This is a genomic window from Micromonospora sp. DT68, assembly GCF_049847245.1.
Taxonomy (GTDB): domain Bacteria; phylum Actinomycetota; class Actinomycetes; order Mycobacteriales; family Micromonosporaceae; genus Micromonospora; species Micromonospora profundi.
Genome location: NZ_JBNCNZ010000004.1, coordinates 320,454 through 343,795, shown reverse-complemented (window position 1 = coordinate 343,795; position 23,342 = coordinate 320,454). Strand labels below are relative to the sequence as shown.

The window sequence follows — 23,342 nt, the reverse complement described above, 5'->3', positions numbered from 1 at the left end:
TCCTGCGCCCCGCCCGCACCCTGCCGTCGTGGTTCAGCTGGTGGCGGCGAGCTTGCCGTCGACCATCTCGTAGACGGTGTCACAGTATTGCAGCACATCGTGGTCGTGAGTGACCATGACCACCGCGACCGAACGCTGCCGGGCCTCATGGGCCAGGAGCTTCACGATGTCGTGGCTGCGTGCCCGGTCCAGAGCCGCGGTCGGTTCGTCGACGAGCAGCACGCTCGGCTCGGTGACAAGCGCGCGGGCGATGCCGACCCGCTGGCGCTCGCCGCCCGACAGCTGGTGCGGGCGACGGTCGGCCTTGTCCGCCATTCCGACGTCCGCGAGCAACTCCATCGGGTCCCGGCCGGACCGCTCCGATCGCGGCCCCAGGCGCAGCGGCAACCGCAGCTGGTCGGCGGCGGTCAGCGCGGGCAGCAGGTTGCCCGACTGGAACACGAAGCCCACGTGCTTGCGGCGCAGGGCAGTCCGCGTGCGGCGGCTCGGCACGGTCATGTCCTGACCGGCCACTGTGACAGTGCCCTCATCGGGTCGGGCCAGGCCACCGGCGACGGCGAGCAGACTGGACTTGCCGGCACCGGACGGACCCACGACGGCGGCGAGTTCACCGGGTCGCACCGTCAGATCCACGTTGTCGAGCGCCTGCACGGTCTCGGCGGCGTTGCCGTGCCGCAGGGACACCGCGCGCATCACCAATCCGAGACGCTCGGACGCGTCGTCGGTGGGTGTGGTCGCGGCGGTCGAAGCGGAATGCCTGCTCATCGGTTACCTCCCAGAGCGGTGGCCGGGTCGACAGAGGTGATGCGGATGACGGCAGCACCGGCTCCGACCAGGCCGAGGACGATGAGGCCGATGCCGGCGATGGAGATGCTCGGCATGCTCAACGCGAACGGAATGCCGCTGCCCGTGATGAGGGCGCCGAGCGCGAGGCCGATCCCGACGCCGATCGCGACGGCGGCAGCCAACAGCACGAACGCCTGCGTGAGAGCGTCACGCAACACCCAGCCGGTCGAGGCGCCCAGTGCCCGCAGAACGGCAACCTCGGGCTTGCGCTGGATCGCCCACACCGCGAAGAACGCTCCGGCCACCAGCGCCGAGATCGCGTACAGGAATCCCTGGATCAGTTGCAGGGTCGTCGTCTCGGCGGTGTAGCCCGGCGAGGCGCCGTAGGACTCCTTCAGGGTGAGGCTCTCGGTGCCCGCGGCGGTGTCACCGGCGGCCATGTCGAGGGACTTCCCGTCCTCCGCGCGGATCGCCACCGCCGTGATCTCCGTTGCGGCGCGCTGCGGCAACTCGGCCTCGGGAGGGGTGCCGGACTTGATGGCCTGCCACGCCGCCAACGGCACGTACGCGACGTCCACGTGCCCGAACGTGTCCTGCTGCTCGGTGACACCGACGACCCGCAACCGCGTGCCGAGCCTGTCGATGGTGACGATGTCGCCCATCTGCAAGCCCGCGTCCAGCGCGGTCGGGCTCACAACGATCCCGTCCGCCGTGCCCAACCGGTCGCCCTGGCTGACCGCTGGCGACAGGAACGAGTCGGGCAGGACGCCGAACAGCGCCAGGTCCACCTCGGTTCCCCGGTCGGTACGCGTGTTCACGAGCGTGTTGCCGAACGGCGTCGCGTCCGCGACTCCCGGCTGGGCAGCCCACGTCTCCACCGCCGACAGGTCAACGACGCTACGGGAGAACGCGGAGTCCTTCTGGACGTCCTTCGCGAAGGCGAATGAGGTGACCGGCAGGTTCTGGAGCCCGGACACACCGTCACGGACCAGCCCCACCGACAGCCCTGACAGCATCACCATCAAAACGGCGATCAGCGCGATCACGGCGCCCATCAGAACGAACCGCAGCCGGGCGAAGTTCAACTCACGTATCGCGAGGAACATCAGCGCCCACCCTCGTGGATTGTCGACATCATGTCGACATGTTATCAACACCTTGTCGGCAAAGACGACGAGGTGGCTGTCTCTCCCGCCACACCGCGGCCTGCGGAAACGGCATGGCGGAGCGACAACGGACAGCCGTGATCACGGGCACTGCCGCAGAGGTGACGGTTCAGGCAGCGTCAAAGACGCGGCGGGCCACAGCGTGGGTGTCCGCGCCGAACAGCACCAGGCGCGCCTCGGCGACGGTTGCGGGCGTGGCCGAGCGCAGCACCGACAGCGCCTGACCGACCGCGTCGTCGACCGGCCAGCCGTAGATGCCCGAGGAGATCAACGGAAAGGCGAGCGTGACCGCCCCCAACTCGTCGGCCACCCGCAGACTGTTCGCGTAGCAGTCCCGCAACAGCGCCGAGCGGTCCTCGTCTGCCGACCAGACCGGCCCGACGGTGTGGATCACCCAGCGGGCCGGCAACTCGCCGGCCGTGGTCGCCACCGCCTGTCCGGTGGGAAGGCCCCGGCCGTACCGGGACGCCCGCAGCGCCCGACACTCCTCCAGAATCGCCGGACCGCCGCGCCGGTGGATGGCGCCGTCGACCCCACCGCCGCCCAGCAGTGACGAGTTGGCCGCGTTGACCACGGCGTCCACCCGCTGGGCGGTGATGTCCCCCTCGACCAGGACGATCTCCACGTCAGCCCTCCACAGCCGGTCTACCGGATGGCGGCGCGGACAGCGGGCCGTCGATCGACTGGCCGAGCGAGCGGCGGGCAAGCAGGGCGGCGCCCGCCACCGCCGCCGGCATGATCAGCACGGCACCCAGCGGAATGAGGAAGCAGAGGAAGACCGCCACCCCGAACCCCAGTGCTGTGGGCCGGTCGGCCTTGAGGATCGCCCGGCGCTGCGGCAGCCGCATGCCCCGCCTGTAGAACGGCGCGCCGACCAACTCGACGGCGAGGAACCAGCCACCCACCGCCGCCCCGATCACAGGCACCACGGTCTGCCCCACGACCGGAATGAAACCGGCCACGAAGAGCGGGATACCGACAAGCAGCGAGAGGGCGACCAGACGTGCGGAGTCGGCGAGGCTGCGGCGCAGCGACGGCCAGAACGGCACCTCCACGGCGTTCGGCGTTCCGCCGTACCGCTCCTCCACCCGCTCGGAGATCTTCTCGTAGAACGGGTCGCCGATGACCAGTGTGACCGCCGTGAAGGTGAGCACACCGACAAGCCCGCCGATGCCCAGGATGGCCACTCCGGCGATCACCCGGGCCAGGCTGCGCACGGTGCCCGACCAGTCATCGGCGAACGGCGTGACGAGCGCGGCCAGGTCGTCCACGAACCACACGAGGGTGGCGAACGCGCCGAGGAACAGCACACCGGAGATCAGCGCCGGGATGACGCCCAGCAGCATCAGACCGGGGTTGCGCACATAGAGGCCGAGGCCACGAAGGAGCAGGCCCGCTCCGGAGAGGAATCGGCCGAGGGACCCGGTGACCGGGCGGGCGATGCTGCTGACATCCACGACCGAAGAGCCTAGATGAGCGGGGCCGCGCACGCCGGTCTAGCAGGCGACCGGAGGTGGGTCGGGTGGCGGCGACAGCCGCTCCATCCTGTTCCAACCGGACCAGCCGCGCTCGCGCATCAACTCCCACAGCCGCTCCACCCGCGGGTCGGACTCCAGAGCGAGAGCGTCGATCAGGTCATGCGGGAGGTCGTCGGATGCCTCGTCGCTGGCAATGACAGTTCCGGCGTTGTACGCCTGCTCGGCCAGGGACGCCATGATGTCGGCGACCTCCACCATCCGCGAGTCGTCGTCCTCCGTGCTGTCGAAGATTTCCGACAACAACTGGTAGAGCCGGACGATCTGCGGGTCATCGAGCTCGGCGACCTTCGCGGGCATCCATTCGCTGATGCGGTGGGGCCAGCGCGCCGCAACCAGGATCCACCCGTCCCGTTCCGCCTCGACAAGCCGCTTCGACGCACCGATCCGGCGCAGCTGGTCCAGATAGGAGACCACCTCCGGCGGCAGCGCCAGGCTGTCCCCCGCACTGAGCTGCGCGATGTGCCTGCGGCTGGTCTCCAGCCTCTCGATCTCGTCGCGCAGGTGGTCGTCGATCGCCCGAACCGCCTCGGCGAAGCCCTTCGCGTCGGCTTCGAGCATCCGGCTGATCTGCGATCGCGGCACACCGGCGTCGGCGAGCGTACGGATCTTGATGAGGGACACGACAGCTGTCGCGCCGTAACGGCGGTAACCCGAAGCGTCCCGTTCCGGCTCGGGCAGCAGCCCGATCTGGTGATAGTGCCGCACCGCCCGCACCGTGACGCCCGCGTACGCCGCGAGTTGCCCGATCGTCAGCATGCTCCCGATCCTGCCCTCGGCCGACCCGGTCCGACGCCCCTGTTCAGGAGATCCGGCGCCGGTAGGACATGGTGGCGAAGAGATAGGCGACGACGAGGATGCCGACGCACCAGGCGAGAGCGGTCCAGATGTCGGCACCGACCGGCTGAGACGTGAACAGGTCCCGGATCGCGTTGACGATTGAGGTCACCGGCTGGTGCTCGGCGAAGGCGCGTACCGGGCCAGGCATGGTGCCGGTGGGCACGAAGGCCGAGCTGATGAACGGCAGGAAGATGAGCGGGTAGGAGAACGCGCTCGCACCGTCGGCGGACTTCGCGCTGAGGCCCGGGATCACGGCGATCCAGGTCAGCGCCAGGGTGAACAGGATGAGGATGCCGGCGACCGCGAGCCAGGCCAGCACTCCGGCACCCGAGCGGAAGCCCATGGCCAGGGCGACGAGGACGACGACCACGAGCGAGATCACATTGGCGACCAGCGAGGTAAGGACGTGCGCCCACAGCACGGCAGGCCGGGCGATCGGCATGGACTGGAAGCGCTCGAAGATCCCGCCCTGCATGTCGAGGAAGAGCCGGAACGCGGTGTACGAGATACCCGAGGCGATCGTGATGATCAGGATGCCGGGCAGCAGGTAGTTGACGTACGAGTCGGTCCCGGTCTCGATCGCGCCGCCGAAGACGTACACGAACAGCAGCATGAAGGCGATCGGCATGACAGCGGTGGTGATGATGGTGTCCGGGCTGCGGCTGATGTGCCGCAGGGAACGGCCCAGCAGGACGCCGGTGTCGCCGAGGAAGTACTTGTTCATCGTTGTCCCTTGTCCGTTCTGGCACCGACGAGGCTGAGGAAGACGTCCTCAAGGGTCGGCCGCTTTTCGACGTACTCGATCTCGGCGGGTGGCAGGAGTTGTCTGAGCTCGTCGAGGGTGCCGTTGACGACGATCCGACCCTCGTGCAGGATCGCGATCCGGTCGGCGAGCTGCTCGGCCTCGTCGAGGTACTGGGTGGTGAGCAGCACTGTCGTGCCGCCCTGTGCGAGTTCCCTGACGGCGTGCCACACCTCGATGCGCGCCTCCGGGTCCAGCCCGGTCGTGGGCTCGTCGAGGAAGATGACCGGCGGATTCCCGATGAGGCTCATCGCGATGTCCAGGCGGCGGCGCATACCACCTGAGTACGTCGCCACCCTGCGGTTGGCCGTCTCGGTCAGCGAGAAGCGCCTCAGCAGGTCGTCCGCTATCGCACCCGGGCCCGTGAGGTGCCGCAGCCTGGCTACCAGGACGAGGTTCTCCCGCCCGGTGAGGATCTCGTCGACCGCCGCGAACTGTCCGGTGAGGCTGATGGCAGCGCGTACGTCGGCGGCCCGGGTCCGGACATCGAAGCCGTTGACCTGGGCGATCCCGGCGTCGGCCCGGAGCAGCGTGGACAGGATCTTCACCACTGTGGTCTTGCCGGCGCCGTTCGAGCCGAGCAGGGCGAAGATGTCGCCCCGGGCCACGTCGAGGTCCACGCCCCGCAGGACCTTCACCTGCCCGAACGATTTCTCCAGGCCCTGTACGGAGATGGCGGTCTGCTCGACCTGACCGGTCGTCGGCGGAATGCTCATGACGCTCAGCATGGAGGGTTGACGCAGCGTCAAGGTCAAGCCGACATCAACCAGTTGGTGGATCGGCCGCATCAACCGGGGCCCGAAGGATCACCAACTGCCGGTCGATCCGCCGCCCGGCCGCCGGCAGCAGGCTGAGGAGGTACTGATACGACGGCGGAGGGCGGGGCGATGCCGGTCATCGAGGTGACCAGTCTGCACAAGCGGTACGGCGACGTGGTGGCCGTGGACGACGTGTCGTTCGCGGTGGAGCCGGGAGAGATCTTCGGGATCCTCGGGCCGAACGGCGCCGGCAAGACCACGACTGTGGAGTGCGTCGCCGGGCTGCGGGCCCCGGACTCCGGCAGGGTCTCGGTGCTCGGGCTCGACCCCCGCGAAGACGCGAAACAGCTCCGCCAGCAGGTGGGGGTGCAGCTTCAGGAGAGCCAACTGCCCGACCGGCTGCGCGTCGCGGAGGCGCTGGAGCTCTATGCGTCGTTCTACCGGAACCCGGCCGACCCTGCCGGACTGATCGACAGGCTTGGTCTGGGCGAGAAGCGCAACACCGCGTACAAGAAGCTCTCCGGCGGTCAGAAGCAGCGGCTCTCCATCGCGCTGGCCCTTGTCGGCAACCCGAAGATCGCCATCCTCGACGAGCTGACCACCGGGCTGGACCCGCAGGCCCGGCGGGACACCTGGGCGCTCATCGAACAGGTACGCGAGAGCGGCGTGACAATCGTGCTGGTCACCCACTTCATGGAGGAGGCCGAGCGGCTCTGCGACCGGGTCGCCGTGATCGACCGCGGGTCGGTGGTCGCGCTGGACAGCCCGGCCGGCCTGGTGTCGACGGTCGTGCCGGAGCAGCGGGTCCGGTTCCGGCCGTCCGCTCCCCTTGACGACGAACTCCTCACCGACCTGCCCGAGGTCAGTGCCGTGCAGCACTCCGGAGGCCAGGTGGTGGTGACCGGTACGGGCGACCTGCTGCACGCTGTCGCGTCGACCCTCGCCCGCCACGAGATCGTCGCCGCCAACCTACGGCTGGAGCAGTCCACCCTCGACGACGCCTTCGTCGAGCTGACCGGGCACCGGCCCGCCGAGTGAGGGAAGACGACAATGAGCGCCTTCGGGCAGATCCTCAAGATCGAAACGAAACTGTTCCTGCGGGACCCCGCCGCGCCGCTGACCACCATCGCGTTGCCGCTCGCGCTGCTCGTGGTGTTCGGATTCATTCCGGCGCTGCGTAAGCCGGACCCGATGTTCGGCGACCGGACCTTCATCGAGTACTTCGTCCCGTCGCTGCTGGTGATCACGGTCGCCATGGCGGCCGTGAACATCCTGCCCACAGTCCTCGCCACGTACCGGGAACGGGGGGTGCTGCGTCGCCTCGCCACCACGCCGGCCCACCCGGCCGCATTGCTCGCCGCCCAACTGGTCATCTCGCTCGCCACCATCCTGACCAGCGCCGTGCTGCTCGTCTTCGTCGGTCGGCTGGCCTTCGACGTGCCGCTGCCCCGACATCCACTCGGCTTCACGCTTGCCCTCACCCTCGGCACGGCGGCGCTGCTCGCGCTGGGCCTGGTGGTGGCGGCGGTGGCCCGCACGACGAAGGCGGCGCAGGCCCTCGCCGTGCCGGTGTTCATGGGGAGCATGTTCTTCGGCGGCGTCTATCTGCCCCGGTTCCTGCTGCCGGACTTCGTGGCCCGGATCGGCGACTACACGCCGCCAGGTGTGCAGGCACTGCTCGACGCCTGGACCGGAGACTCCCCGCAACCGCTGCACCTGGCGATAATGGCCGTGATCACCGTGCTCGTCGGTTCGGTGGCAGCAAAGCTGTTCCGCTGGGAGTGATCGGGGATTCGATGACCAGCAGCGATGGGCCGGGCCGTCTGACCAATTGGCGAGAGCGCGAGGCACGTGTCTTCCGCGTCCTCCCCTATGGAGGGCTGGTTCTGGGCACCCTGCTGGCCCTCCTCGCCCCGGCACCCAAGGGCCTCGGAACGGCGTTCACCATCGCCGTGGCCGCGGCGGCGGGGTGCTGGATCGCCTGGTTCGTCACCCTGCACCCCGGCTGGCAGAGCCGGCTCAAGCTGATGGCGGTCTACTACGCCGGGCTGCTCGCGCTCGCCGCCGTGCTTGTGGCGGCCAGTCCGTGGTACGGCTTCTTCGCCTGGATCGGATACATCCACGCCTTTCCGGTGCTGCCCAAGCGCTGGCGGATAGCCGGGGTGACCACCACTGCCGCCCTCGTCGCCACCTCCCAGGGCGGTGGTCTGGCGATAGCGCTGTCGCACTGGCCGCTCTGGCTGGTGCTCGTGCTCTTCAACCTGGGAGTGGCCGGCTCGGTGAGCTGGTTCGCGATGGTCGGCGAACAGGAGGACGCCAAACGCCAGCGGCTGGTGTTGGAACTCGGCGAGGCCAACCGCCAACTCGGCGAGGCCAACCGCCAACTCACCGAGACCGTCCGGGAGAACGCCGGGCTGCACGCCCAACTGCTCACCCAGGCCCGGGAGGCCGGCGTGCTCGACGAGCGTCAACGGATGGCACGGGAAATCCACGACACCCTGGCCCAGGGGCTGACCGGCATCATCACCCAACTGGAGGCGGCCGAGCAGACCCGCGACCGGTCCGCAGACTGGCGCCGGCACGTGGACAACGCGCTCGCGCTGGCCCGGGAGAGCCTCACCGAGGCCCGCCGTTCGGTACGGGCGGTCCGTCCGGAGTCGCTGGAGAGTGCCCGGCTGCCGGACGCCCTCGTCGAGCTGGGCGAGCGCTGGTCGGCCCTGCACGGCGTACGCGCCGAGGTCAGCGTCACCGGCCAGGCCCACCCGCTGCACCCCGAGGTGGAGGTGACACTGCTGCGGACCGCCCAGGAGTCCCTGGCCAACGTGGCCCGGCACGCCAGCGCGTCCCGCGTCGGGCTCACCCTGTCGTACATGGGGGACCTCGTGACGCTCGACATCCGGGACGACGGGGTGGGCTTCACGGTCGTCGAGCCGCTCGCAGCCCGGCAGCCAGCCGGCGGTTACGGTCTGACAGTGATGCGACAGCGGGTCACCCAGGTCGGCGGGGAGTTGGCAGTGGAGAGCGAACCGGGCAGCGGCACCGCCGTGTCGGCGTCGGTGCCCGCGCTGGCCGGGAGCGCCGGGTGAGCCTGCCGATCCGGCTGCTGATCGTCGACGACCATCCGGTGGTCCGGGACGGGCTGCGCGGCATGTTCACCGGCGACCCCGACTTCGAGGTGGTCGGCGAGGCCCGCGACGGTGCCGAAGCCCTCGCGCTGGCCGCGAACCGTCGACCCGACGTGGTGCTCATGGACCTGCGGATGCCCGGAATGGACGGCGTGACAGCTATCGGCCGGCTGGTCGGCTCGGGCAGCCCCGCGAAGGTGCTGGTGCTCACGACGTACGACACGGATGCCGACGTGCTACCGGCGATCGAGGCGGGTGCCACCGGCTACCTGCTCAAGGACGCGCCCCGCGAGGAGCTGGTCCGGGCTGTGCGGGCCGCCGCCCGAGGTGAGGCGGTGCTCTCCCCCTCCGTGGCAGGCCGGTTGATGGGCCGGCTGCGGGCACCCGCCGAGGAGCCACTGAGCCACCGCGAGCTTGAGGTGCTGGCAATGGTGGCGAAGGGCACCTCCAACCGGGAGGCAGCAGCCCGCCTGTTCATCAGCGAGGCAACTGTGAAGACCCACCTGCTGCACGTCTACGCCAAACTCGGCGTCAACGACCGGGCGGCCGCTGTCGCCGTCGCGTACGACAGAGGGCTGCTCACCCCCGGCGGACGGTGAGCGGCCCCGAGGCAGGATGGGCAGGTGCGCGCATCCCGGCTGATCTCCCTGCTGTTGCTGTTGCAGGCGCGTGGGTCGATGACAGCGGGCGAGCTGGCGCAGGAGTTGGAGGTGTCCGAGCGGACCGTCTACCGGGACGTGCTGGCGCTCTCCGCGGCCGGGGTGCCGGTGTACGCCGATCGGGGCCGGGCCGGCGGCTACCGCCTGCTCGGCGGCTACCGGACCCGGCTGACCGGGCTGAGCCGGGACGAGGCGGAGGCGCTCTTTCTCGCCGGGCTGCCCGGACCGGCCGGCGAGCTGGGGCTGGCCGACGCGGTCGCCGCCGCCGAGCTGAAGGTGCTCGCCGCGCTGCCGCCCGCTCTCCGGGACGCCCCGGCCCGCGCCGGGCAACGCTTCCATCTTGACGCGCCGGGCTGGTTCCGGGAGACGTCGCCGCCGCCAGGGCTGACCGAGCTGGCCCGCGCGACCTGGCGGGACCGGGTGGTGGACCTGCGGTACCGGCGCGGCGAGCAGGAGGTCACCCGCCAAATCGAACCGTACGGGCTCGTGCTCAAGAGTGGGATCTGGTATCTGGTCGGTCGGGTCGACGACGGGCACCGCACCTACCGGGTGGACCGGGTGACAGGCGTCGACGTCAGCGAGGAGACGTTCGACCGGGACGAGGGCTTCGACCTGGCCGGGCACTGGCGGGAGCAGGCCGGGTCGTTCCTGCGGACCATCCTGCGGGCCGAGGTCACCGTCCGGATCAGCCCCGCCGGCCTGCGCCAGCTCCGGCACCTGGTCGATGCCCCAATGGTGTACGAGGACGTGCTCGCCGCCGCCAGCGACAGCGACGAGCAGGGCTGGGTGGTGACCCGGTTGCCCGTCGAGTCGGCCGATGTCGCCTACGCACAGTTGCTCGCGCTGGGGCCGGAGGTCGAGGCGCTCGACCCGCCGGAGCTGCGCGAGCGGATGGCCGACGCGGCGCGCCGGGCCGCCGCACGGTACGCCGGCCCGGCGCGCCCCTGACCGCCGTCGCGCCAGTTGTCCTCGGTCACGCCGACGTGCTCCAGCATCGCCTCGGAACGGATCCACCCCGGGGCCATCGCCACGGCCGTGCAGCCGTGCGGCTTCAACTCGTGCGCCTGGCTGAGCCGCCCGCCGTCCGAATTACCGATCGTGCTGCTCAGTCCACCAGTCGGACGCGTACACGGCGGTTGGCCCGGCCCTTGCTCTCCACCTTCACCACCTGCACCTTGCCGATCTGAGCTGTGGACGCGACGTGCGTGCCGCCGTCGGCCTGCACGTCAAGGCCGACGATGTCCACGATCCGCACCTCCTGCTCATCCGGCGGGATGAGGTTGGACTGGGTGCGGATGATGTCCGGCAGGGCCAGTGCCTCGTCGCGGGGCAGCACCCGGACGGCCACCGAGCGGTCGGCGACCACCTCGGCGTTGACCAGTTCCTCGATCCGGCTCTTGAAGTCGGACGGCACCTCGGGGAGGTTGAAATCCATCCGGGCCTCGCCGACGTCCATGGAGTTGCCTGTCACGAGGGCGCCGAAGTCGCGGAACACCACGCCGCAGAGCACGTGCAGCCCGGAGTGGGTACGCATCAGTCGCGTGCGGCGCTCATCCTCCAGCGCGCCGACTACCTCGGTGCCGACCGGTGGCAGCGGGTCACCCTCGGCGGGGATCAGATAGGGGTCGTCACCCTTGCGGGTGCCGACGATCCGGGTCTGTACGCCCTGCCAGAGCAGCACTCCGTGGTCCGGTGGTTGACCGCCTCCCCCCGGGTAGAACGCCGAACGGTCCAGCACGATGCCCTGCTCCGGGTCGGAGTGCAGGACCGTGCAGGTCCACTCGCGCAGGGTCGGGTCGGCGAGGTCCAGCCGGTGCGTCCGGCCGTGTTGTGTGACGCCCATGACCAGGGACGTTACTCGTTGAGGAAACCGGACACGCGCTCCCGTAGGTCGGCGCGTTCCGACCAGAGCACGCCCGGGCGGTCGTACACGTGCAGGGTGGCCCGGGGCAGCGCGGCGGCGAGCTGCTCGGCGACCTCGACCGGGTGCAGGTCGTCGCCCGCGCAGGCGATCACCAGCGCCGGTGCGTCGACGGCCGCCAGAGCCGAGGCGTCGCGCAGCGGCGTCTGCTCCGCAAGCGTTGCCAGACCGTCGGCAAGGCCGTCGCGGAGCAACTGGTCGAGCCGTTGCCGCAGGTAGGCCCAGCCGGCCGGGGTGTTGCGGACCGCCGGCGGAAGCTCCAGCGAGACGACGTCGGCGACCGCCGAGGCGTCTCCGCTCTCCACGGCCTCGAGCAGAGCGGTGAGGCGCTCCCGGGCGACCGGGCCACGCGGCTCGTCGAGCACCGCGGGCAGGAAGAAGACGAGCTTCTCGAAGCGTTCCGGGCTCTCGGCGAGCAACCGGCAGAGCGCGCCGGCGCCGAGACTCGCCCCGAACGCCCGGCTGGCACCGCCGAGGTCGGCGACGGCGCGCAGGTCCCGGGCAAGGTCCAGGTAGGTCCACGGGCCGTCCGGCGCTTCGGAGCGGCCGTGCCCACGGAACTGGAAGAACACCTTGCGGCCGGTCACCCCGCTGCCGAACGGTCGGGTGGTGGCGATCCCGTTGCCCAGCCCGTGCGCGAACACGGTGACCGGGTCACCTGTGCCGGTGACCAGCCGCTCCAGCCGGACGCCGTGCGGGGTGGCGACCAGTTCGGTCTCCGGCTCCGGCAGCGCCGGCCGACCGGTACGCGGCCCGCCCGGACCGGGCCCCCAGGTGCGGGGGCCCCCGTCGGGCGGCGGCGGCCAGCGGAAACCTCTCACCAGAACCCTTTGCCGTCACTGAGGTCGCGTAGGCCGACCCGGACGTCGAGCAGGTAGATGAGTGCGGCGGCGATACCGATCAGTCCGAAGAGGCTGATCGGACCGAAGCCGAGCAGGGTCAGCACGAGGCAGACCGCCAGGATGGCGATCCAGCCACCCTTGGGCAGCGTCCCGATGGCGGAGAAACCGTCGGAGCGCTGCGTGATGGCGTGCACCAGCGCGACGCCCTGGATGATCAGCGCGAAGACGAGCAGGATCAGCTCGATCACGTAGCGGACTTCGAACGCGAAGATCGGCGCAGCGTTGGCCATGCCGGCAAGCTTATGTCGACGGCCCCGGCTACGTCCGACAAGGACGCCGCCGGGACCGTCGACGCCGCGAACTATTCGGCGGCCGGGCGGGTCCGCTTGGTGGCCCGGGGCAGCTTCGCCGACGGGGTCGCGGCCGACTTGGCAGCCGGCTTGGCAGCCTTGGCCGACGGAGTAGCGGCCGTCTTGGCCGACGAGGCAGCGGCCGGCTTGGCCGCCTTCGCGCGGGTGGCCTTCTTGACGGCGGCCGGCTTGGCCTCGACGATCTCGGCCACCTCGGCCGGGGTCGGCACCTCGGCCGGTGCAGCCGCGGCAGTCGGGGTGCCTGCGGTCACGGCCGTGGTGGCGGCAGTCGACGTGGCGGTCGCGGCCGGCAGGCCCTCGGTGGCCTCGATGTCGGCGTTCACCGTCTCGGCGGCCTCCAGCACACCGGTGCCGACGACCCGCTCACCGCGGGCGACGAGCGCGCCGTACGCGGCGAACGCCCGCTCCTGGGCGGCGTGGGCGCTGGCAACGACAACTGCGGCGTTGCGGGTCGCGGCGGCGCGCAGCTTGTCGAGGTCAGCCACCTCGCGGAGCTTGTCCAGGTCGGCGACCTCGCGCAGCTTGGCCAGGTCGGCGGACTCGCGCAGCTTCGCCAGGTCCAGCTCGGCCTGCGCGCGGCCCCGCAGGGTCTCCGCGGTCTCGTTGGCGGTACGCAGCGTCTCGGTGGCCTTCTGGCGCAGCTCGAAGCCGGTCAGGACGGCCCGACCACCCAGGTCGGCGACGACCCGGGTGCCGAGGACACCGACCACCGACGGCAGCTTGCGCAGCTGCTCGAAGGCCAGCTCGCCAACGCCGGCGGCGGCGTAGATCGGGGCGGGGATGCGGTTGGTCTTCGGCTCGGTCATGACGTCTCCTCCTCGGCCGTCGGGGCGGCCTTCTTCTCAGGGGTGTTCGTGCTTGTCGGAGCGGGAGCGGTGCCCGCCTCGGTGACGGCTACCGACTCGAGGACGGCCTCGGTCGGGGTGCCGCCGGCAGTGGTGGGGCCGGTCGCGGCCAGGTTGGCCACGTCCGCCGGCTGATCGGCGACGTCGGTCGGGACGGTCGGCCCGGTTGCGTCGCCAGTGGTGTCCGAGGTGTCCGTGCGGGTGCCCTCGGCGGCGGCCTGGGCCTCGGCCAGCCGCGTGTTCTCCCGTCGGAACGTCTCGTAGATCTGGGTCAGCGACTGCTTCTGCGCCATCGTCAGGTCGGGGTCCACAGCGATGGAGGCGAGCACGCCGTGCCCCTCCTTGTCGTCGAGCAGCCCGGCCCGCAGGTACATGGCAGGGGTGGAGACACGCAGCGCGTTCGCCAGTTGCTGGAGCACCTCGGCGCTGGGCTTGCGCAGGCCACGCTCGATCTGGCTGAGGTACGGATTGCTGACCCCCGCCTGATCGGCGAGCTGCCGCAGCGAGATCTTGGCGTTACGCCGGAGATCACGAATGAACCCGCCAACGTCGGGGAGATCCTTGGGTGTGGCCATGAACCAGACGCTAATCCGCGCTGCTAACTACTGCAAGCAAAACGCTAGCCAGAGTTAGCAACGTCTCAACATCCCATTTGCGCGCCGCTCGCCCGTTCCGTACGGTCCGTTCCCGTGCACAAGATCACAGTCAACGGTGCAGCCCTCGCGTACGACGAGGCCGGCACCGGCACCCCCGTCGTACTGCTGCACGCCGGCATCGCCGACCGCCGTATGTGGCGCGGCGTGCTGCCCGCGCTCGCCGCCCGGCACCGGGTGATCGCCCCCGACCTACGCGGGTACGGGGACTCGGAACTGCCGGCGACGCCGTTCGCGCACCACGACGACGTGGCCGGCCTGCTGGACGCGCTCGACATCCCCCGGGCCGCCCTGGTCGGCTGCTCCTTCGGCGGTTCGGTCGCCATCGACACCGCGCTCGCACACCCGCACCGGGTCACCGCACTCGCGCTGCTCGGCACGGCGGTGTCCGGCAACGAGTGGTCCGAGGAGGCCAACGACCTGTGGGACGACCTCGTCGGCGAGGTCGACCCCGACGACTTCACCGCCGGGGCGGCCGGCGAGGTGCGGTTCTGGGTGGTAGGCCCGGCCCGCCAGCCGTCCGACGTCGACAGCGACCTGATCGCGTTCGCGCAGGAGATGGATCAGCGCGCGCTCGCCGCCGAACTGGCCCTCGGCGCAGTCGAGGTGGGCGAGCTGACACCGCCGGCGATCGACCGTCTCGGCGAACTGCGGGTGCCAGTCCTGGTCACCGCCGGCGCGGCCGACGTGCCGGACATCCGCCGGCTCGCCGACCGGATCGCCGCCGAGGCGCCCGACGCGGTACGGCTGCCCGACGTACCGGACGCCGCGCACCTGCTGCCGTTGGAGCGTCCCGAGCCGGTGAACGCCGCAGTGCTCGACTTCCTGAGCTGATTCGGCGCCCCTGTCACGCGAATAAGCCTGATACCTCAGAGTCATCAAGATGCCTCTGAGGTATCAGGCCCATTCATGGCCTCCGCCCAGGCGGCGGCCGGCGGTGCCCGACGCTGGCGCTTACCTACCGCACCGCACGCGCAGGCAGGGACACATTTCCCCGCCTGGACCGGGCCGCCCGTCGCTCACCAGAACGCGCGGACCGCGCCGACCGGGACGCCGCCGCCGAACAGGGGCACCTCGGCGTACTCGGTCAGCACGGGAGCGTCCACGCCGAGCCGTCGCAGGGCCGACACCACCACCGGCATCCGTGCCCGTTCGGCCCCGTCGTCGATCTTCAGGGCCACCGCGCCGACGCCCGGTAGCCCCACCGCGAACACGCCCTCCGCGCCGACCTTGGCGAGCAGACCCGGTACGCCGCGCATCAACCGGGTGTCGTCGGCCTGGCTGCCGCCGACGATCTCCGGATGGGCACGCATGGCGTCGGCGACGATGCGCGGCGCCGAGCCGGGCTCGGCGTCGACCAGCCTGAGGTACGCGCCAGCCAGGCCGGTCAGCGACACCGCGAGCACCGGGGCACCACAGCCGTCCACCCCCACCGCCGCCGCCGGCTCGTCGGTGAACTCCTCGATGGCTGCCCGTAGTCGCTGCTGCAACGGGTGTTCCGGCCGCCAGTAGCCGTCCAGCGGCCACCCGGCGGCCTGGCAGGTCAGCAACATTCCGCTGTGCTTGCCCGAGCAGTTCATCTGGACCCTGGAGGGGCCGCCACCGGAGCGCAGTACCGCCTCCCGGGCCGCCGCACCGGCCGGCAGGTCGGGCGGGCAGTGCAACGCGGACGCGTCCAACCCCACACTGTCCAGCAGAGCGTCGACACGCTCCAGGTGGAACGCCTCACCCGCGTGGCTGGCCGAGACCAGTGCCAGGTCGGCCGGGTCGGTCAGCGACAGGCCGGCGCGGAGCATTCCGATCGCCTGCATCGGCTTGCTTGCCGAGCGGGGAAAAATGGGTGCTGTCACATCCCCGGCGGCGGCCACCGGCACACCGGCCGCGTCCAGCACCACCACCGAGCCGCGGTGCGCGCCCTCCACGAACCCGGAGCGGACCACCTCGGCGAGCGGCACGCCGCCCTCGTACGTCTTTGCCACGGCTGGACGGTACCGACGGTCCGGGACCGCACGGCGGCGGGGTGACCAGGCTTTCCACCGCCCGGGTGACAGGGGCGTAGGACAGGGTCGGCCTTACAACCCGAGCAGGGTACGAGCTTCGACCGTGGTAAGCGGCGGCCGCTGGGCGAGCTGGGCGAAGCCGACCGCACGGGCGACCAGCTGCATGTTGGATTCCACCGGGCGCCCCTTGGCGTACGTCACGGTGTCCTCCATGCCGACGCGCAGGTGCCCGCCTGTCGACAGCGAGGCCAGCAGGACCGGGATCGTGCTCCGACCGACACCGGTCGCCGAGAACGTAGTGCCCTCCGGCAGGTCCCGCAACATCCGGTGCGCCGCGACGAGCGTCTCGGTGGTGCCCGGCATCCCGCCCGGCACACCCATCACGAAGTCGACGTGCACGTGCCCACCGGCCGGCAGCCCGTACTTGCCGAGCAGCCGCTGCAACGCCGACAGGTGACCGAGGTCGAAGATCTCGTACTCCGGCACGATCCCCCGCTCCTGCATACGGGTGTGCAGATCGACGATGAACTCCCACCGGTTGAGGAAGACGTCGTCGCCGAAGTTGACGGTGCCCATGGTGCAGGAGGCCATGTCCGGGCGGGCGTCGAGCACTGCGAGCCGGGACGCCTCCGGGTCGGTCACCGCGCCGCCGGACGAAAGCTGCACGATGAGGTCGGTGCTCTCCCGCAACGCCGCAACGGTCTCGGCCAGACGAACCGGGTCGAGGGTCGGCCGCGCCGCCTCGTCACGGATGTGGACGTGGATCACGGCGGCACCGAGTGCCTCGCACTCTTTGGCGGTGCGCAGCAGCTCGTCGAGCGTCACCGGCAGCGCCGGCACCTCGGCCTTGGCCGACTCCGCGCCGGTCGGGGCCACCGTGATCAACGTTCCTGTCGTCATGCCGGCGATCCTAGACGGCTCGCTCAGGACGGGTCGATCGCTGCCGCGGTCTCGTTGATCATGAGGGCGGCGTCGTCCGGGACGTTCCGCTTCAACACGGCGAGCGCGACCTGACCCAACTCGTGGTGCAGCACGGCGGTGCCCACGAAACCCACAGTCCGGCCGTCGAGGGTCACCGGCGTACCGGCGGTCGGTGGTTGATCGGTGGTCACCCCGTCCAGGTGCAGCAGCACCAGACGACGCGGCGGCCGGCCCATGTTGTGGACGCGGGCCACCGTCTCCTGACCTCGGTAGCAGCCCTTGTCCAGGTGGACCGCCGGGCCGATGAGATCCACCTCGGCCGGGATGGTCCGGTGGTCGGTGTCCACCCCGACCCGGGGCTGCTTGGCGGCCACCCGGATCGCCTCGTACGCCCAGAGGCCGGCCAGTGGTACGCCTGCGCCGCGAAGCTCCGCCACCACCTGCTCCATCGCCGGGCGGGGCACCAGCAGGTCCACCCCGAGCGGCCCCCTCCGAGCCCAGCCGCCAGCCGGCAGCGGTCGGACGTCGTACCGCACGCCAGCCCGGGGTGGGACGGCGCCGGCGACGAACTTCGGGCCGGGCACGGGAAGCAGGTCCGGGGCGGCCAGCCCGGTCACCCCGAGCGTGGCCAGGGCGTCCGGTGCCGCCGGACCGACCAGCGACAGCAGCGCGCGCTCGGCGGTGGCGTCGCGGGGTTCGACCTTGCTGAAGAACCGCATCTTCTCCAGATAGCCGAGCAGGCCCTCGGTCGCTCCGGGGTCGGTGTCCAGCCAGGTGGTCTCGCCGTCCTCGGCGACAAACGCGTGCTGCTCGATGTGGCCGTGCGGGGACAGCACCAGCAGTTCGGTGCCTTCGCCCGCGGCAAGCGTCGTCAGATGCTGCGACGTGACAGTGTGCAGCCAGCTGGCCCGTTCCTCGCCGGGCACCGCGACGACGCCCCGGTGTGACCTGTCGACGAGCCCGACCTCGGTGTCCAGGATGCGCTGCTCACGCAGCGGGTCGCCGTAGTGGGCGGCGACCCCTCGTACCCCGGCCGCGACGTGCGCCGGATCCGGCTGGTCGCGGGTGGCCTCGTCGATGCTCTCGACGGCCACCGCGCCCGCGATGTCGATCATTTCTGGTCCCCGTTCTGGCAGCGTGCGCAGACGCCGAAGAGTGACACGTGCCCGATGTCCACCTGGAAACCCCGCTGCGTGGCCAACTGGTCGGCAAGCGGCCGGAGCATCTCGGGTTCGATCTCGTCGATAGCGCCGCACTCCCGGCAGACCAGGTGGACGTGTTGGTGCTCACCGGCCGCGTGGTAGGTGGGCGAACCGTGCGACAGGTGGGTGTGCGTCACCAGGCAGAGCCGCTCCAGCAGCTCCAGCGTGCGATAGATGGTGGTGATATTGACTCCGGCGGCGACCTCGCGGACCGCGGTGTGCACCTGCTCCGGCGTGGCATGGCCCAGATCGAGCACCGCCTGGAGGACGAGCTGCCGCTGGGCTGTCAGCCGCAGGCCGCGGGCTCGGAGCATTTCCGCGAGCGAGGATTCGGACACCGTCCGATCATAGTTCGGCAATCGCGACCCCTCCTGCCCGCGACCGACCGCCGCTAGGCTCGACGGTCATGGTGACGTCACCCACCGGCACGACCCCGACCACAGCGAGCGCCCGCCTCGCCGTACTCGGGCGGGGTCTCATCCCTGCCGACGAGCCCGTCCTGAGGGGCGACGACCTGGGCGTTCTGCGCGGCGACGGGCTCTTCGAGTCCATGCATCTGCGCCAGGGCCGGCCGTGGCTGCGCGACGAGCACCTGGCCCGGCTCGCCACCGCGGCGGCCGCCGTCGACCTGGACCTGCCCCCCACCGACGCGCTCATCGACCTGCTCGACACTGTGCGCGCGGGCTGGCCGGCAGAGGTGGAGGGCGCGCTACGGCTTGTGTGCACCAGAGGCTCGGAGGCGGGCGGCCCACCGACCGTCTACGCCACGCTTACCGAGGTGGCGGCGGCGTCCCAGGCGACCCGGCGCACCGGGATCACAGTGGCCTTCCTGCCGCTGGGGATCCCCGCCGACGCGCGGACCGGCCTGGACTGGCTGCCGGCAGGCATCAAATCCACGTCGTACGCGGTGAACACCGCCGCCCGTCGCTGGGCGAAGCGGGCCGGCGTGGACGACGTGCTCTGGCTCTCCTCCGACGGGTACGCCCTGGAGGGGCCCACCGCCAACGTGGTGTGGCTCACCGGCGACACGCTCTGCACCGTGCCGGCCGCCACCACAGGCATCCTGCCCGGCACGACAGTGGCGTGGCTGCTCGCCCACGCCGGCGAGCTGGGCCTGGACGCCGCCGAACGGATGGTCACGCCGGAGGAGCTGCACGCCGCCGACGGGGTGTGGTTCAGCTCCTCGGTGCGCGGGCTCACCGAGGTCCGGGTGCTGGACGGGGTGCGTCGGGACCACTGCCTTCGCACCCCGGCCCTGCACGCCCTGCTGGGCTTTCCCGTCGACTGAGCGTCAGCCGCCGACCCGGATGAGCCGGGCGGACAGGTGCGGGCTGAGCGGGTGCCCCATGGCCGCCATCTCCTGGGCGTAGAGCAGCGCGCCCTCGACGATGCCGAAGAGGCGGCGCCCTCCGGTGACCTCCTTGGCGGTCGGCGACCGGACGACCGCGTCGGTGGCGAACTCGACCTGGGTGCCGGTGCGCTTGCCGAGATGCAGCTCCATCACACCGGTGGGGGTCGTGATCAGCGCCTCCAGCTCGTCGGTGGCCCGACCGTCCACCATCACCGGCCGCCACCAGCCGACCTCACGACCCGCCGGGCGCACCGGCCTGCTCTGCTCGTCGAGAAGCCAGGCACGGGATTCGTAGTGCAGGAACGGCCGGCCGTCGTGGCTGATCCGGATTTCCTGTGCGTAGTCGAAGTCCTCGATGGTGGGGAAGCCACCCTTGCCCCGGCCACGCCAGAGCCCGACGTAGGGCAGCAGGCCGTCCAGCGCCGGGTGCAGCTTGGGCCCGACCCGAAGGTCGTAGCTCTCCTCGTACGGGTACTCCTCGACCGGCGGCGCGTTCAGCCACGGTGGTTGCAGGGGGTTCTCGTCGCTCAACCCGGCTCACTCCTCGCGCTCACCAGCGTCCTCTCGAAATGCGTACGGCAAGGTACAGCAGGCCACCGGCGAGCCCGCCCAGGCCGGCGACCAGCAGGCTGACGAACCCGATCTCGGTAACCATCCAGCCCATCCTATGCTGGGCGTCATGGCCCGCTCTCTCGTCGTCAAGGCCACCGCAGGGGCGGACGCCCCGGAACGGTGCGCGCAGGCGTTCACTGTCGCCGCCACGGCGGTCGCGGCCGGGGTGGACGTCTCGCTCTGGCTCACCGGGGAGTCGACCTGGTTCGTGCTGCCCGGCCGCGCCCAGGAATTCGAGCTGCCGCACTCCGCGCCGCTGGCCGAGCTGCTGCACGTCATCCTCACCAGTGGCCGGGTGACCGCCTGCACCCAGTGCGCGGCCCGCCGGGGAATCGGCCCGGACGACGTCCTGCCCGGCGTCCGGATCGCCGGTGCTGCGGCGTTCGTCGAAGAGGCGATGGCAGAGGGCGCACAGGCGCTCGTCTACTGACCGCCCGCGCGCCGCCACGGGACAGGCCGACGGAGTACGGATACCGGCCCGGCGACCCCACCGGCTGCCTACGATTCGGAGGTGACCGAGGCGACGGAGAGGTTCTTCGAATCACTGCCGGCTCGTGGCCCCACGATCCTGCGTGGCCTTGTCGAAGGAACCCTTCAGATCGATCTCGAGGACGGCCAGCAGTCGGAGCACTGGCTGGTACGGATGCAACCGGGTGCGGTGCGGAGCGCCCGCGAACGGGGGCCCGCCGACGCCATCTGGTACTGCCGTGCGGCCCTGTTCGACAAGCTGATCACAGGCGAGGCCCAGGGGATCGCCGCCGTGCTGCGCAACGAGAGCACGTTCAGCGGCAACGTGGTGCTCTTCCTGGCCTTCCGTCGCTTCTTCCCGAACCCGCCCGGCACCCGCGACCCCCGTGAGGTGGCCCGAAGGGCAGCCGGGCGGCTGGCGTGAAGGATCTCGTCAGCATCCTCGACGGCAACACCTTCCTGGTCAGCGACCGGGCGGGCGACATCGAACCGTCGTACGACTTCCCGACCGGCTTGTTCTCCTTCGACACACGCTTCCTGTCCAGCTGGGTTCTGAAGATTAACGGCGAGCGGCTGCACACCCTCTCGATGGACGACCGCGAGTCGTACCGGACGAAGTTCTTCCTCGCCCCCGGCGAGCCCACCCACTACCTGGACGCCAAGGCGTCGGTGATCCGCAGCCGGTCGATCGGCGGCAGCTTCGAGGAGGAGCTGACCGTGCTGAACCACTCCGGCAAGCAGGTCGAGTTCACAGTCCGGCTGGAGATCGGCAGCGACTTCGCCGACCTGTTCGAGATCAAGCACGCCCGGCAGAAGCAGGGCCGCACAACGGTTTCGGTTACCGACAACGAGCTGCGGTTCACCTATCGACGGGAGGCGTTCCACCGGGAGACGGTGGTCGCCTCCAGCATGCCCGCGCAGGTCGACGCCTCCGGAATGACCTTCGACATCCGTGTCGATGCCAAGGGCGAGTGGACCACCAGGCTGTGCGTGTCGACAGTCGTCTACGGGGCGCGGGGAGAGGACATCCGGGCCACCCTGCCGTTCGGCGGCGGCCGCAGCGCGGACGTCATCCGCGTCGAGCAGCAGGAACTGATCGACAGGGCGCCGAAGCTCGGCTGCGACTGCGAGCCGCTGGCCGGGGCGTACCGGTGCAGCCTCAACGACCTGGCCGCCCTGCGCTACGAGTCGATCACCTTGGGCGTACGGCTGATCGCCGCCGGGCTGCCCTGGTTCATGACGCTGTTCGGCAGGGACAGCATCTTCACCTCGTTGCAGGTGGTGCCGTTCCTACCGGAGCTGATCCCGCCCACCATCCTGATGCTGGCCGGTCTTCAGGGACACCGGGTGGACGACTTCCGGGACGAGGAACCCGGCAAGATCCTGCACGAGCTGCGCTACGGCGAAACCGCAGGCTTCGAGGAGCAGCCGCACTCGCCGTACTACGGGTCGGCCGACTCGACGCCGCTGTTCATCATCCTCATCGACGAGTACGAGCGCTGGACCGGCGACTCCGCGCTGATCCGTCGGCTGGAACCGCAGGTCCGCGCGGCACTGGAGTGGATCGACACGTACGGCGATCTGCTGGGCACCGGCTACCTCTGGTACCAGACCCGCAACCCGAGCAGCGGCCTGCAGAACCAGTGCTGGAAGGACTCCTGGGACGCCATCTCGTACGCCGACGGCCAACTGCCCGGCTTTCCCCGGGCTACCTGCGAGTTGCAGGGCTACGCGTACGACGCGAAGATCCGGGCCGCCCGGTTGGCCCGGACGTTCTGGAACGATCCCGAGTTCGCCGACCGGTTGGAGCGGGAGGCCGCCGATCTCAAGCAGCGGTTCAACCACGACTTCTGGATCGCCGAGCGGGGCTACTACGCGCTCGCGCTGGACGCCGACGGCCGCCAGGTGGACGCGTTGACGTCGAACATCGGGCACCTGTTGTGGAGCGGCATCGTCGACGAGAGCCGGGCCGGCAAGGTGGTCGCGCATCTGCTGGGGCCGCGCCTCTTCTCCGGCTGGGGCGTGCGGACCCTCGCCGAGGACCAGGGCCGGTACAACCCGATCGGCTACCACGTGGGCACCGTCTGGCCGTTCGACAACTCGATCATCGCCTGGGGCCTGTGGCGGTACGGATACCGCGCGGAGGCCGGCTTGATCTGCGACGCGATGCTGGCGGCGTCCCGCTATTTCGGAGGTCGGCTTCCGGAGGCGTTCGCCGGCTACGCCCGCGACCTCACCGACTATCCGGTGGAGTATCCGACCGCGTGCAGCCCGCAGGCGTGGTCGACGGGCACCCCGCTGCTGTTGCTGCGGGTGATGCTGGGGCTGGAGCCGCAGGGTGAACACCTGATCATCGACCCGGCGGTGCCACCGGGCATGGGCCGCATCGAGCTGCTGGACATTCCCGGCCGCTGGGGCCGGGTGGACGCCCTGGGTCGCAGCCGCGATTCGCAGGGCGGAGCGACCGACAGCTGACCGGAGTTGG

28 protein-coding genes and 1 pseudogene are annotated in these 23,342 nt (G+C 70.7%); 10 read left to right on the top strand and 19 right to left on the bottom strand.

The annotated features are described in order from the left end of the window. Window positions 1–33 precede the first annotated feature (33 nt). From ACPXB1_RS10170 to ACPXB1_RS10140, 7 genes are all read right to left on the bottom strand, one after another. Window positions 34–765, bottom strand: a complete 732-nt coding sequence (locus ACPXB1_RS10170) for an ABC transporter ATP-binding protein (protein ID WP_355589670.1) — start codon at window positions 763–765, stop codon at window positions 34–36. Beyond that, entirely contained in the window at window positions 762–1,892 is a 1,131-nt protein-coding gene (locus tag ACPXB1_RS10165; protein ID WP_355589672.1) for an ABC transporter permease, read from the bottom strand. Before ACPXB1_RS10165 ends, ACPXB1_RS10170 begins: the two co-directional genes overlap by 4 nt. 169 nt (window positions 1,893–2,061) lie before the next feature. Then, entirely contained in the window at window positions 2,062–2,577 is a 516-nt protein-coding gene (locus ACPXB1_RS10160; RefSeq protein WP_355589674.1) for an O-acetyl-ADP-ribose deacetylase, read from the bottom strand. Window position 2,578: 1 nt separating this feature from the next. Next, complete coding sequence (locus ACPXB1_RS10155; protein WP_425735109.1) at window positions 2,579–3,409, bottom strand: EI24 domain-containing protein; 831 nt, start codon at window positions 3,407–3,409, stop codon at window positions 2,579–2,581. A gap of 39 nt (window positions 3,410–3,448) precedes the next feature. Then, window positions 3,449–4,246, bottom strand: coding sequence for a MerR family transcriptional regulator (locus ACPXB1_RS10150; protein WP_355589678.1), 798 nt, complete (start codon window positions 4,244–4,246; stop codon window positions 3,449–3,451). Window positions 4,247–4,289: 43 nt separating this feature from the next. Beyond that, window positions 4,290–5,051: an ABC transporter permease gene (locus tag ACPXB1_RS10145; protein WP_355632504.1), complete on the bottom strand. Its 762-nt coding sequence runs from the start codon at window positions 5,049–5,051 to the stop codon at window positions 4,290–4,292. Next, entirely contained in the window at window positions 5,048–5,845 is a 798-nt protein-coding gene (locus tag ACPXB1_RS10140; RefSeq protein ID WP_355632501.1) for an ABC transporter ATP-binding protein, read from the bottom strand. The genes ACPXB1_RS10145 and ACPXB1_RS10140 overlap by 4 nt, the downstream gene beginning before the upstream one ends. Window positions 5,846–6,016: 171 nt before the next feature. Between ACPXB1_RS10140 and ACPXB1_RS10135 the strand changes: the two genes are divergently transcribed. Genes ACPXB1_RS10135 through ACPXB1_RS10115 form a run of 5 tightly spaced genes read left to right on the top strand, consistent with a single transcriptional unit; the run spans window position 6,017 to window position 10,619 of the window. Then, a complete protein-coding gene (locus ACPXB1_RS10135) occupies window positions 6,017–6,925 on the top strand; it encodes an ABC transporter ATP-binding protein (protein WP_355589684.1) in 909 nt (302 codons plus the stop codon). A gap of 12 nt (window positions 6,926–6,937) precedes the next feature. Beyond that, entirely contained in the window at window positions 6,938–7,672 is a 735-nt protein-coding gene (locus ACPXB1_RS10130) for an ABC transporter permease (RefSeq protein ID WP_355589686.1), read from the top strand. A gap of 11 nt (window positions 7,673–7,683) precedes the next feature. Further along, window positions 7,684–8,973 (top strand): sensor histidine kinase, encoded by a 1,290-nt coding sequence (locus tag ACPXB1_RS10125; protein WP_355589688.1) that lies wholly within the window; start codon window positions 7,684–7,686, stop codon window positions 8,971–8,973. Continuing rightward, a complete protein-coding gene (locus ACPXB1_RS10120) occupies window positions 8,970–9,611 on the top strand; it encodes a response regulator transcription factor (protein WP_355589690.1) in 642 nt (213 codons plus the stop codon). Before ACPXB1_RS10125 ends, ACPXB1_RS10120 begins: the two co-directional genes overlap by 4 nt. Window positions 9,612–9,635: 24 nt before the next feature. Next, on the top strand, window positions 9,636–10,619 hold the full coding sequence (locus ACPXB1_RS10115) for a helix-turn-helix transcriptional regulator (protein ID WP_425735108.1): 984 nt from the start codon (window positions 9,636–9,638) through the stop codon (window positions 10,617–10,619). 2 nt (window positions 10,620–10,621) lie between these two features. Here the strand turns inward: ACPXB1_RS10115 and ACPXB1_RS10110 are convergent. From ACPXB1_RS10110 to ACPXB1_RS10085, 6 genes and pseudogenes are all read right to left on the bottom strand, one after another. Continuing rightward, window positions 10,622–10,744, bottom strand: a pseudogene (locus ACPXB1_RS10110) (short-chain dehydrogenase); the annotation flags it as partial. 32 nt (window positions 10,745–10,776) lie between these two features. Continuing rightward, window positions 10,777–11,514, bottom strand: a complete 738-nt coding sequence (locus ACPXB1_RS10105; RefSeq protein ID WP_355631893.1) for an alanyl-tRNA editing protein — start codon at window positions 11,512–11,514, stop codon at window positions 10,777–10,779. 11 nt (window positions 11,515–11,525) lie between these two features. Further along, window positions 11,526–12,413, bottom strand: a complete 888-nt coding sequence (locus ACPXB1_RS10100; protein ID WP_355631896.1) for an alpha/beta fold hydrolase — start codon at window positions 12,411–12,413, stop codon at window positions 11,526–11,528. Further along, on the bottom strand, window positions 12,410–12,724 hold the full coding sequence (locus ACPXB1_RS10095) for a DUF2516 family protein (RefSeq protein WP_425735107.1): 315 nt from the start codon (window positions 12,722–12,724) through the stop codon (window positions 12,410–12,412). Before ACPXB1_RS10095 ends, ACPXB1_RS10100 begins: the two co-directional genes overlap by 4 nt. 71 nt (window positions 12,725–12,795) lie before the next feature. Then, the gene (locus ACPXB1_RS10090; RefSeq protein WP_355589701.1) at window positions 12,796–13,611 is read right to left on the bottom strand and encodes a hypothetical protein; all 816 of its coding nucleotides are present in this window, start codon (window positions 13,609–13,611) and stop codon (window positions 12,796–12,798) included. Further along, window positions 13,608–14,225 (bottom strand): helix-turn-helix domain-containing protein, encoded by a 618-nt coding sequence (locus tag ACPXB1_RS10085; RefSeq protein ID WP_425735106.1) that lies wholly within the window; start codon window positions 14,223–14,225, stop codon window positions 13,608–13,610. The genes ACPXB1_RS10090 and ACPXB1_RS10085 overlap by 4 nt, the downstream gene beginning before the upstream one ends. Window positions 14,226–14,339: 114 nt before the next feature. On the opposite strand from ACPXB1_RS10085, the gene ACPXB1_RS10080 reads away from it, so the two are divergent. Beyond that, the gene (locus ACPXB1_RS10080) at window positions 14,340–15,137 is read left to right on the top strand and encodes an alpha/beta fold hydrolase (RefSeq protein WP_425735105.1); all 798 of its coding nucleotides are present in this window, start codon (window positions 14,340–14,342) and stop codon (window positions 15,135–15,137) included. Window positions 15,138–15,322: 185 nt separating this feature from the next. Here the strand turns inward: ACPXB1_RS10080 and ACPXB1_RS10075 are convergent, their stop codons facing one another. The 4 genes from ACPXB1_RS10075 to ACPXB1_RS10060 form a co-directional block, all read right to left on the bottom strand. Next, window positions 15,323–16,282, bottom strand: a complete 960-nt coding sequence (locus ACPXB1_RS10075) for an asparaginase (protein ID WP_425735104.1) — start codon at window positions 16,280–16,282, stop codon at window positions 15,323–15,325. A gap of 93 nt (window positions 16,283–16,375) precedes the next feature. Continuing rightward, complete coding sequence (locus ACPXB1_RS10070; protein WP_053654262.1) at window positions 16,376–17,203, bottom strand: 3-keto-5-aminohexanoate cleavage protein; 828 nt, start codon at window positions 17,201–17,203, stop codon at window positions 16,376–16,378. A gap of 23 nt (window positions 17,204–17,226) precedes the next feature. After that, window positions 17,227–18,339, bottom strand: a complete 1,113-nt coding sequence (locus ACPXB1_RS10065) for a YgfZ/GcvT domain-containing protein (protein ID WP_053654265.1) — start codon at window positions 18,337–18,339, stop codon at window positions 17,227–17,229. Continuing rightward, window positions 18,336–18,740, bottom strand: a complete 405-nt coding sequence (locus ACPXB1_RS10060) for a Fur family transcriptional regulator (RefSeq protein WP_082377401.1) — start codon at window positions 18,738–18,740, stop codon at window positions 18,336–18,338. Before ACPXB1_RS10060 ends, ACPXB1_RS10065 begins: the two co-directional genes overlap by 4 nt. Before the next feature lie 92 nt (window positions 18,741–18,832). Between ACPXB1_RS10060 and ACPXB1_RS10055 the strand changes: the two genes are divergently transcribed. After that, entirely contained in the window at window positions 18,833–19,714 is an 882-nt protein-coding gene (locus ACPXB1_RS10055; RefSeq protein ID WP_425735103.1) for an aminotransferase class IV, read from the top strand. A gap of 3 nt (window positions 19,715–19,717) precedes the next feature. On the opposite strand, the gene ACPXB1_RS10050 is transcribed toward ACPXB1_RS10055, so the two are convergent. Together ACPXB1_RS10050 and mtfM are read right to left on the bottom strand one after the other, a co-directional pair. Then, the gene (locus tag ACPXB1_RS10050) at window positions 19,718–20,308 is read right to left on the bottom strand and encodes an FABP family protein (RefSeq protein WP_053654271.1); all 591 of its coding nucleotides are present in this window, start codon (window positions 20,306–20,308) and stop codon (window positions 19,718–19,720) included. Between the two features lie 19 nt (window positions 20,309–20,327). After that, complete coding sequence (gene mtfM, locus ACPXB1_RS10045) at window positions 20,328–20,432, bottom strand: small membrane protein MtfM (protein ID WP_053655014.1); 105 nt, start codon at window positions 20,430–20,432, stop codon at window positions 20,328–20,330. A 12-nt stretch (window positions 20,433–20,444) separates the two neighbouring features. On the opposite strand from mtfM, the gene ACPXB1_RS10040 reads away from it, so the two are divergent. The 3 genes from ACPXB1_RS10040 to ACPXB1_RS10030 all read left to right on the top strand — a co-directional run bounded on the left by ACPXB1_RS10040 (window position 20,445) and on the right by ACPXB1_RS10030 (window position 23,332). Beyond that, complete coding sequence (locus tag ACPXB1_RS10040; RefSeq protein WP_053654273.1) at window positions 20,445–20,819, top strand: DsrE family protein; 375 nt, start codon at window positions 20,445–20,447, stop codon at window positions 20,817–20,819. Between the two features lie 81 nt (window positions 20,820–20,900). Beyond that, window positions 20,901–21,281 carry an SCP2 sterol-binding domain-containing protein gene (locus ACPXB1_RS10035; protein WP_053654275.1) on the top strand — a complete coding sequence of 127 codons (381 nt, stop codon included), beginning with the start codon at window positions 20,901–20,903 and terminating at the stop codon, window positions 21,279–21,281. Next, window positions 21,278–23,332, top strand: coding sequence for an amylo-alpha-1,6-glucosidase (locus ACPXB1_RS10030; protein WP_400277316.1), 2,055 nt, complete (start codon window positions 21,278–21,280; stop codon window positions 23,330–23,332). The genes ACPXB1_RS10035 and ACPXB1_RS10030 overlap by 4 nt, the downstream gene beginning before the upstream one ends. Window positions 23,333–23,342: the final 10 nt, after the last annotated feature.